Consider the following 10442-nt stretch of genomic DNA (forward strand, 5'->3'; position numbering starts at 1 on the left):
CGACTCTTTATTCTTATTTTACGATATGAATTGGTGTTCCTAACGCAACTTCTGCTGCTTCCATTGTAATTTCTCCTAGTGATGGGTGAGCATGAATCGTTAATGCGATATCTTCAGCCGTCATCCCTGTTTCAATCGCTAATCCTAACTCCGCAATCATATCAGAAGCATTTGGTCCAGCAATTTGTGCCCCAATCACTAAACCGTCATCTTTTCTTGTTACCAATTTCATAAATCCATCTGTTTCATTTAAGGAAAGCGCACGTCCGTTTGCTGCAAATGGGAATTTTGAAGCTACTACTTCAAACCCAGCATCTTTTGCTTCTTTCTCTGTATATCCAACACTAGCAAGCTCAGGATCAGAAAATACAACAGCTGGAATGGCTAAATAATCAATTTCAGCTTTTTCACCAGCGATGGATTCTGCCGCGATTTTCCCTTCATATGATGCTTTATGCGCTAGTGGTGGTCCAGCAATAATGTCACCAATTGCATAGATATTAGATTGACTTGAGCGACATTGTTTATCTACTTTCACTAATCCACGCTCATCTAATTCAACACCGGCTTGCTCTAAACCTAACTCATCGGTGTTTGGTTTACGACCTACAGTGACTAAACAATAATCTGCCTCAACCACTTCTTCTTTTCCTTTAACTTCAAACGTGACTTTCACACCGTTTTCGGTTTTTTCTACACCTTTTGCTAAAGCTTCTGTATGAATAACAACGCCACTTTTTTTCAATCGTCTGGAAACAAGCTGACTCATTTGCTTTTCAAAGCCAGCAACAATTTGTTTCCCACCTTCAAGAACAATGACTTCAGTACCTAGGTTCGCATAAGCTCCCGTTAATTCAATTCCAATATAGCCGCCACCAATGACAACCATTTTCTTTGGAATTTCTCTTAAAGCAAGAGCACCACTAGAATTTAATACACGGTCATTGTATTTAAATGTCGGTAATTCAATTGGTGTTGAACCTGTGGCAACAATACAATTTTTAAACTTATACGTTTGGGAATGTTTTTCATCCATAACTTTTACTGTTGTATTATCGACAAAGTAAGCTTCACCGCGAACGATGTTGACTTTATTTCCTTTCAGTAACCCTTCAACTCCACCCGTTAATTTTTTAACGACCGAGCTTTTCCACTCTTGTACTTTCGTAAAATCTACAGATACATTATCAACTGTAATCCCCATATCATCAGAATGCTTAGCATGATGAACACGATGACCAGCAGCAATTAATGCTTTTGAAGGGATACAACCAATATTTAAACATACCCCACCTAATTCACTTTTTTCAACAATTGTAACCGATTGACCGAGTTGAGCAGCACGAATGGCTGCTACATATCCACCAGGTCCTGAACCGATGACGAGCGTATCAACTTCTTCTGGAAAATCTCCTACTACCATCGATTATCCCTCCATTATTAATAATTGCGGATCATTTAATAAACGCTTCACATGGTTTAATGCATTTTGAGCTGTCACACCATCAATTAATCTATGGTCATAGCTAATTGATAATGCTAAAACTGGAGCGACAACAATTTCTCCATTTTTAACTACAGGCTTTTCCTCAATACGACCTACACCTAAAATCATCACTTCTGGGTGGTTAATGATCGGTGTGAACCATTGACCTCTAGCTGAACCTAAGTTGGAAATCGTACAACTTCCACCTTTCATTTCAGCTGGGCTTAGTTTGCCATCACGAGCTTTTACAGCTAATTCGCCAATTTCTTGAGCAATCATATAAACCGATTTACGATCAGCATCTTTTACAACTGGAACCACAAGTCCTTGCTCCGTATCTGCTGCTATTCCAATGTTAAAGTACTTTTTATAGACGATTTCTTCATTTACATCATCAATTGAAGCATTCAATGCTGGATATTCTCGTAATGCACTTGTTAGAGCTTTAACGACATAAGGTAAATAAGTTAACTTAATTCCTTTTTGTGCTGCTGCCTCTTTATATTGTTTACGGTGCGCAACAAGAGCTGTCACATCAACTTCATCCATATGAGTTACATGTGGAGCTGTATGTTTCGAGTTAACCATCGCATTTGCAATCGCTTTGCGGATTCCTTTTAATGGAACACGTTCTTCAAGTTCCCCTTGAGGAATCGCTTGTGGAGTTGCTTTACTTGAAGATGCTGCTTGTTTTGGTTGCTCTGTTGCTGCAGCAGCTGGTTGATCTTCTTGTCCACCGCCACTAATAAAGTTATCAATATCTTCTTTTGTAATACGGCCATTCTTCGCCGTTCCCGTTACATTTTTAATATTAATCCCTTTTTCACGAGCATATTTACGCACAGAAGGCATCGCGATGACACGTGTATCATCATCTTCATTATCTGACGATTTTTGCTCTGTTTGAGCTGGTGCTGTTGCTTTTTCTTCTTGCTTTGGTTGTTCTTCAGCAGGTGTTTCTTCTGTTGCTTCAGATTCAAACCCAGGTGCATCAATCGTAACGAGAACGTCTCCAACCGTAGATACGGTTCCTTCTTCTACTTTTACTTCAAGCACTTTTCCATCTACAGGAGAAGGAATTTCTACGACCGCTTTATCATTTTGAACTTCGAGTAAAATATCATCTTCTTTAACTTCATCACCAGCTTTGACAAACCATTTCACGATTTCGCCTTCGTGAATACCTTCACCAATGTCTGGAAGTTTAAATTCATATGGCACGTTAAAAGCCTCCTTTATATTTTTATTAGAAGTTTACTATATATTTCGCTTTTTCTACGATATCTTTGAAATCAGGAAGCCACACATCTTCAGCTGCAGCAAATGGGAACACAGTATCCGGAGCAGCTACTCGTAAAATCGGAGCTTCTAAGTGTAAAATTGCACGTTCTGCTACTTCTGCAACGATATTTGCACCAATTCCCGCTTGTTTTTGTGCTTCTTGGACAACCATCGCACGGTTCGTTTTTTCAACTGAAGATATAATCGTATCAATATCTATCGGGCTAATCGTCATTAAGTCGATAACTTCCGCATCAATTCCTTCTTTTTCAAGTTCTTCTGCTGCTTTTAGTGAAGAATGAACCATTGCACCGTATGTAATGATTGTAATGTCTTTTCCTTCACGTTTAATATCAGCTTTACCTAATGGGATTGTATATTCACCTTCAGGAACTTCTCCTCTAAATGAACGATAAAGCTTCATATGCTCTAAATACACAACAGGGTCGTTATCACGAATCGCTGAAATTAACAGCCCTTTTGCATCATATGGAGTTGCAGGAATAACAACTTTTAAACCAGGTGTTTGAGCAACAAGACCTTCTAAATTATCCGCATGAAGTTCAGGAGTTTTAACGCCACCACCAAAAGGAGAACGAACAGTAATTGGCGAATGATACTTTCCACCAGAACGGTAACGCATACGTGCCATTTGAGCTGCTACTGAATCAAACACTTCAAAAACAAACCCAAAAAATTGAATTTCCATAACTGGACGAAAACCCGTTAAGCCTAAACCGATAGCTAATCCTCCAATTCCAGATTCAGCTAGCGGTGTATCAAATACACGCTCTTCACCAAATTCTTTTTGAAGGCCTTCCGTAGCACGGAATACACCGCCATTAAGACCTACATCTTCACCAAAAACAAGAACATCTTCATTTGTTTTAAGCTCATTCCGCATTGCATCGGTAATGGCTTGAATCATTGTCATTTGCGCCATCGTTTATTTCGACTCCTTTGCTGTATATTCTTCCATTTGCTCTCGTAGGTTATGTGGAAGTTCTTCGAACATAAAACCGATTAAATCAGTTACTTTTTGTTTAGGTGCTGCATCAGCTTTTTTAATTGCATCTTTAATATCTTCTTTTGCTTTATCAACTGTTTCATTTTCTAATTCTTCATTCCATAATTTTTTCTTTTCTAAAAACTTACGGAAACGAACTAGAGGGTCTTTCTTTTCCCACTCATTGTCTAAATCAGACGTACGATATCTTGTAGGGTCATCCCCTGCCATTGTGTGCGGACCATAACGGTAACACATTGTTTCAATTAATGTTGGAACACCTTCTAAAGCACGCTCTCTCGCTTGTTTTGTTACTGCATAAACAGCTAAAACGTCCATTCCGTCTACTTGAACACCTTCAATACCAGCAGCTACTGCTTTTTGAGCAATAGTTTTCGCAGCAGATTGCTTTTCAACAGGTACGGAAATCGCAAAGCGGTTGTTTTGTACAACGAATATAGCAGGAGCTTTATATGCGCCAGCAAAGTTCATTCCCTCGTAGAAATCCCCTTGCGAAGCACCACCATCACCTGTATATGTAATCGCAACATTACTTTTTCCTTTTTTCTTTAGTCCAAGAGCTACTCCTGTTGTTTGTACGATTTGTGCACCAATGATAATTTGAGGCATTAAAACATTCACACCTTCAGGAATTTGTCCACCTTGAAAATGTCCTCTTGAATATAAAAATGCTTGGTATAAAGGAAGACCATGGAAAACGATTTGTGGAATATCACGGTATCCAGGTAAAATCCAATCCTCTTTATCTAACGCAAATTGAGATCCTAGCATAGATGCTTCTTGTCCAGCAACAGGTGCATAGAATCCAAGACGTCCTTGTCGATTTAATGAAATTGCTCTTTGGTCCCAAATACGTGTATACACCATTCTTCTCATTAATTCTTGTAATTGCTCATCGGTAAGGTCTGGCAAAGCACCCTCATTTACTACTTCGCCTTCTTCATTTAAAATCTGGAACATTTCAAATTGTTCTTCTACTTGATTTAAAGTTTTCGTACTCACTACCTTCACCTCTTCCTTTCCATTTAAAAATATAAAACTACATATTGTTTTCTGTTTGAAAAAGACGTTAGATTTTCCGCTTTTTCGATTTTTAACTCAGTGCTGTTTATGCAATCTTTAATAGAATACCCATCTTTAACCCTAACATTACACATAAACACGCTACTCAACTGTTTTCATATTTACATGTATGATGATTCCCATATCAATGGCAATGTAAAACCTCGCATGTTCCTTTGAAAACACCTGATGATTTTCAACTGTATTAGTCATATTATTTTAAAAATAATACAATAAATACATTCGATGATTAGTCTACATCACATTACTAAACTTCGTCAATCGTTTTGCTATATATATAACAAAAAAAAAAGAACCTTAGTAATTTTCACAATCTCAAAATTCGCTGTTATATATCAATATTTTTATGGATTAATACAGTTTCAAGCTCATTACCATGAAAAAAGCCAGCTAAAATTTTTCGTTTAGCTGGCTTTTTTTACTCATACTCAACATTTAGTTCTGCTTTTTCATAAAATTCACGTTTTTGCTCATTGTATTGCTCTGTATATTCGTTAAATTCATCTTTTAATGTGACGACAATCTCATATGATGCATTTATTTTATCGATTTGTTCCTGCAATTCATCAATATCGGCATCTTCTCGTTTTAGCATCTCATATAATTCACGGTCAAGATTCAGTGCTTTATCATATTCAGTAAAAAGAGCTTGATAAGAATTATAACGATTTTCCATAATTGTTAATAATCCTTGAGCACTTTCTTTTACATTGTCATCTTCTAGCTTTTCAATATGCTCTTCAATTTTTAAGAACTCTTCATATCCTGCTTCAATACTTTCTTTTTCAATGTTCATCATTTCTTGCCGCTCATCTACAATCAAAATCGCTTGATCAGAAAGAGCAATAATATCATCTAACTCACTAATGCCTAATTCAATAATTTGCTCATAAATTTCATGTTCCTTCTGCTCTGCTTCTACTAATGGTTTTTGCTGACTTTCAAAACCTGCTTCAAGTGCGACTGCTTCTTCTAAATGATCGTACATCGTCTCAGCAGGATTAGCACCACAAGCTGCCATAACGAAACTTATACTCAATAATAAGCTAAAGAGGAATAGCTTTTTCCCTTTTCTCACGTTCATACCTCCTAGATTCTCCCTCACATTATGTATAGTAAAACACTAAACGATATTTAAGAACTTGACAATAGTTATTTTTAAAATAAGCTTGTACATTACCATATATATTTTCATAATAAAAAGAATAGTACTTGAAATTTATAGAGAACAATTAAGTTTTTCATTTTTTTTTTTAAAACTAGGCATCCATCCAACCACTATTTCCCTGGATGCATAGAGTATTAATGTATCGCGCAACAAAAGCGATGAAACATTAAAGGAGGTCATAAGATTATGTACGGATATGGATTTGCTCAAACAGGATGCTACGACCCTTGTGGATATGGATATGGTGCACCAACTTTTGCTGCTCCAGCTGCTGCACCAGTTGCAGGTCGCGGAAGAGGCTTCGCTTTAATCGTAGTACTCTTCATCTTATTAATCATTGTTGGAGCTTCTCGTTTCGGAGCATAAGTCACGTATTGACGTCCAGCTTATATGCTGGACGCCTTCCTTTTATCATATAATTTAAAATATATAAAACGGGAGTGAAAGCTCCCGTTTTTTCTATACCTTTTTTTGTTATACTTAGTTATACTAGTTATGATAATAGATAAGTGCAGCTGTGCTAAGGAGTGAAACATTATGTTAACGATGAAAGATATTGTCCGTGAAGGTCATCCTGTCCTAAGGAAGATTGCTAAAGAAGTACCTCTTCCCGCTTTAGACGAAGATAAACAAATCGCTAAAAAAATGATTGAATTTGTGATAAATAGCCAGAATCCTGAAATTGCTGACAAATATGGGCTACGCCCAGGAATTGGACTAGCTGCTCCACAAATTGGAATTAGCAAACGAATAATTGCTGTTCATGTTCCAGATGAAAGAGAGGATTTGATAAGTGCTGTTATTTTCAATCCCAAAATCGTAAGTCATTCAGTGGAAGAAACGCATCTTGAAAATGGTGAGGGATGTTTATCTGTTGATAGAGAAGTACCTGGCCTTGTACCTCGTTATGCACGAATTACTGTGAAAGGGACAACTCTAGAAGGGCAAGATATTTCATGGAGATTAAAAGGCCTTCCAGCCATTGTGTTCCAACACGAAATTGACCACTTGAATGGCATTATGTTTTATGACCGAATTCAAGGATTAGAAGATAAATTCAAGAAAGAACTTCCAAATATGTAATTAAGAGATCCAAAGGTAAAAAATATATCCTTTGGATCTTTCTTTTTTGTCTTAAATTAAACCAAAATGCTGAAGACCATGATGAATTCCATCTTCATCAACTGATTTTGTAATGTAATTAGCGATGGCCTTCACTTCGTCACAACCATTTCCCATTGCTACACCTGTCCCTACATATTGTAACATTTCAAGGTCATTAAGAGCATCGCCAAACGCATATGCATTCTCTTTAGATATACCTAATTTTTCCAACAAAACTTCAACGCCTTTAGCTTTTGACCCTCCACTCGGGATGACATCTATGGAGTAACGATGCCAACGAATATAATCAAAATCCTGATGGTTTGTCACGTAATGACTTTCATCTTCACAAAAAAGCAATGCTTGATATACTTCTTCTGTTCGAAAGAAATCTGGATTATATTTTGGTTCAATGATTTTCAATTCGCCAATACTTTTATTTATATATGGATGATCTTTGTTGTTAGAATAATGATGGTTATGGTGGACATAAACAAGCGGATGATTAAAGTTGTTTGCTTCTTCTTCTAATTGTTGTAATTTAACTTGTTCTAATGCTCTTTTATAAACAACCTCTCCATTAAAAACAACATAAGAACCATTAATGGAGACATACGACGAAACATTTAATTCATTACGTAATTCTTCAAACATAAATGGAGCCCTTCCTGTCGCAATAACTACATCTACTCCATTTGATTTTAATTTTTCAATGGCTTGTACTGTCGTTTTTGGTATTTCTTTTTGGTCATTATACAGCGTCCCATCAATATCAAAAAACACAATTTTCTTCTCCATCATTCTCCACTCCTTTTCTCCTTAGAGCCTTTTTTTATTTATGACTCCTCTATAAGTATGACGGATTCGTTCAAGAATGAAAAGCAAAACAGCCAAGATTTACCTTGCACACAATCGAAAGTTTTACAAATACTAAAGAAAAACAAAGGAGAATTTATGAAAGGAGACAAGAAGGATGCTTAAAAAGTGGAGAAAAAAATTACTTGAACGTTGCAGGGACCTTCTTCCCAAAAAACGGTTTGTAGAATCTCCTTAAAACGTGAATAGAACAAGATAAAATTGTTAAGAAAAATAAAAACATGAAAAACAATCCAATTTCCTATATAATTGAGGAAACTATATTTGCTTTAAGGAGAGGTCATATGATTTTCAAAGTTTATTTTCAAGATAATTTCCATCAAGTTCCTGTTCGTGAAAACACAAAAACGATTTACATTGAAGGTGAATCAGAAGAAGACGTACGGTATAAATTAAAAGATCGGGATTATAATATTGAGTTTGTTACACCCATTTCAGGTGCATTTTTAGAGTATGAACAACAAAATCCAGATTTCACAGTGGAGAAGATATAATTCATGAAACAAATTAAAAATAACCAAGTTTCTGTGTTTGCGCTAGGTGGGCTCGGTGAAATTGGGAAAAATACCTATGCAGTACAATTCCAAGATGAAATTATCGTTATTGATGCTGGGATAAAATTCCCAGAGGATGAATTGCTCGGAATCGATTATGTTATTCCCGACTATACGTACTTAAAGAAAAATGAAGATAAAATTAAAGGACTTTTTATCACACATGGTCACGAAGATCATATTGGTGGCATCCCATACTTACTTAGAGAAGTTAACATTCCGGTTTATGGTGGGAAATTAGCATTAGGATTATTAAAAGGAAAATTAGAAGAGCATGGTCTTTTACGGAAAACGAAATTAATTGAGTTTCAAGAAGACCAAATCATCAAGTTTGCAAAAACTTCGGTCACATTTTTCAGAACGACTCATAGCATTCCAGATGCTTATGGAATAGTTGTTAATACACCTCCTGGAAAGATCGTTCATACGGGAGACTTTAAATTTGATTTCACTCCTGTTGGAGAGCCAGCAAACTTGACAAAAATGGCGAAGATCGGTGAAGAAGGTGTACTTTGCCTTTTGTCAGACAGCACCAATAGTGAAGTTCCAGACTTTACAATGTCTGAACGACGAGTTGGCGATAGTATTGAAGGCATTTTTCGTAAAGTAGAAGGTCGAATTATTTTCGCGACTTTCGCTTCCAATATCCATCGTCTACAGCAAGTGATCGAAGCGGCAGTAAAATACGACCGAAAAGTTGCCATTTTTGGACGCAGTATGGAGTCAGCTATTACAATTGGACAAGAGTTAGGTTATATTACGGCTCCGAAAAATACATTTATTGAAGCGAACCAAATTAATAAATTACCTGATAACCAAGTAACAATTCTTTGTACTGGAAGCCAAGGCGAACCAATGGCTGCTTTATCAAGAATTGCATTTGGAACGCACCGTCAAATTCAAATTATTCCTGGTGACACAGTTGTCTTTTCATCTTCACCAATTCCAGGCAACACATTAAGTGTGAGTAAAACGATTAATCAACTTTACAAAGCAGGTGCTGATGTGATTCACGGGTCACTCAGTGATATTCATACATCTGGTCATGGTGGACAAGAAGAACAAAAGCTTATGTTACGTTTAATGAAACCAAAGTTCTTCATGCCGATCCACGGTGAATACCGTATGTTAAAAATGCATACAAAGCTAGCAGAGGATTGCGGTGTACCTAAAGAAAATTCCTTTATTATGGACAATGGTGATATACTCGCAATGACAAGTGATGAAGCAAACTTAGCAGGGAAGATCCCATCAGGTTCTGTTTATGTTGATGGAAACGGAATTGGAGACATCGGGAACATCGTACTACGAGACCGTCGTATATTATCAGAAGAAGGACTCGTTGTTGTCGTTGTTAGTTTAAATATGAAAGAATTTAAAGTCACGGCAGGACCTGATATTATATCAAGAGGATTTGTTTACATGAGAGAATCAGGAGACTTAATTCAAGAAGCACAAAAAATGTTAGCTAACCATCTCGATACTATTATGGAAAGAAAAACGACACAATGGTCAGAAATAAAAAATGAAATTTCAGATACCCTTGGACCGTTTCTGTATGAAAAAACAAAACGAAAACCAATGATATTACCAATTATTATGGAAGTATAAGAAAAACTGAGTGAGGAACCCACCTCACTCAGTCCTTTTTTGTTTTCTGCAAATCTGAAAGCCTCTACTCTACTCCATGTACCCCTTTATAATACTCCGGATACATTTCTCCTTCACAAGTTTCACAGGAAAACATTGTTGGTGTCATCAGATCGTCACCATCCATTAAATCAAAAGGTATCTTTTCCTTTTCATGACACACTAAACAAACATAGCTGATAGAAGCCTTCTATTGGACACTTCTCTCCAGGG

Annotated in this window: 9 protein-coding genes and 1 pseudogene; 4 read left to right on the top strand and 6 right to left on the bottom strand. The window is 36.6% G+C overall.

The features are described from left to right. Nucleotides 1-13: 13 nt before the first annotated feature. The 5 genes from lpdA to T323_RS0117550 form a co-directional block, all read right to left on the bottom strand. Entirely contained in the window at nt 14-1423 is a 1410-nt protein-coding gene (gene lpdA, locus T323_RS0117530) for a dihydrolipoyl dehydrogenase (protein WP_026674449.1), read from the bottom strand. Between the two features lie 3 nt (nt 1424-1426). After that, the gene (locus T323_RS0117535) at nt 1427-2707 is read right to left on the bottom strand and encodes a dihydrolipoamide acetyltransferase family protein (RefSeq protein WP_026674450.1); all 1281 of its coding nucleotides are present in this window, start codon (nt 2705-2707) and stop codon (nt 1427-1429) included. Between the two features lie 25 nt (nt 2708-2732). Further along, the gene (locus T323_RS0117540) at nt 2733-3710 is read right to left on the bottom strand and encodes an alpha-ketoacid dehydrogenase subunit beta (protein ID WP_026674451.1); all 978 of its coding nucleotides are present in this window, start codon (nt 3708-3710) and stop codon (nt 2733-2735) included. Between the two features lie 3 nt (nt 3711-3713). After that, nucleotides 3714-4754 (bottom strand): pyruvate dehydrogenase (acetyl-transferring) E1 component subunit alpha, encoded by a 1041-nt coding sequence (gene pdhA / locus T323_RS0117545; RefSeq protein ID WP_084309324.1) that lies wholly within the window; start codon nt 4752-4754, stop codon nt 3714-3716. A 541-nt stretch (nt 4755-5295) separates the two neighbouring features. Beyond that, nucleotides 5296-5955 (bottom strand): YkyA family protein, encoded by a 660-nt coding sequence (locus T323_RS0117550; RefSeq protein WP_169737911.1) that lies wholly within the window; start codon nt 5953-5955, stop codon nt 5296-5298. A 381-nt stretch (nt 5956-6336) separates the two neighbouring features. Between T323_RS0117550 and T323_RS29425 the strand changes: the two are divergent. Continuing rightward, nucleotides 6337-6411: pseudogene (locus T323_RS29425) on the top strand (YjcZ family sporulation protein); the annotation flags it as partial. 171 nt (nt 6412-6582) lie between these two features. Next, nucleotides 6583-7128 carry a peptide deformylase gene (gene def / locus T323_RS0117560; RefSeq protein WP_026674455.1) on the top strand — a complete coding sequence of 182 codons (546 nt, stop codon included), beginning with the start codon at nt 6583-6585 and terminating at the stop codon, nt 7126-7128. A gap of 51 nt (nt 7129-7179) precedes the next feature. Here def and T323_RS0117565 read toward each other — a convergent pair whose 3' ends face one another. Further along, the gene (locus tag T323_RS0117565; RefSeq protein WP_026674456.1) at nt 7180-7947 is read right to left on the bottom strand and encodes a Cof-type HAD-IIB family hydrolase; all 768 of its coding nucleotides are present in this window, start codon (nt 7945-7947) and stop codon (nt 7180-7182) included. A gap of 362 nt (nt 7948-8309) precedes the next feature. On the opposite strand from T323_RS0117565, the gene T323_RS0117575 reads away from it, so the two are divergent. Both T323_RS0117575 and rnjA read left to right on the top strand, forming a co-directional pair. After that, nucleotides 8310-8519: a DNA-dependent RNA polymerase subunit epsilon gene (locus T323_RS0117575; RefSeq protein ID WP_026674457.1), complete on the top strand. Its 210-nt coding sequence runs from the start codon at nt 8310-8312 to the stop codon at nt 8517-8519. A gap of 3 nt (nt 8520-8522) precedes the next feature. Continuing rightward, nucleotides 8523-10190 carry a ribonuclease J1 gene (gene rnjA / locus T323_RS0117580; RefSeq protein ID WP_026674458.1) on the top strand — a complete coding sequence of 556 codons (1668 nt, stop codon included), beginning with the start codon at nt 8523-8525 and terminating at the stop codon, nt 10188-10190. The last annotated feature ends 252 nt before the right edge of the window (nt 10191-10442 follow it).

Source organism: Alkalihalobacillus bogoriensis ATCC BAA-922, assembly GCF_000621445.1.
Lineage (GTDB): Bacteria > Bacillota > Bacilli > Bacillales > Bacillaceae_F > Bacillus_AO > Bacillus_AO bogoriense.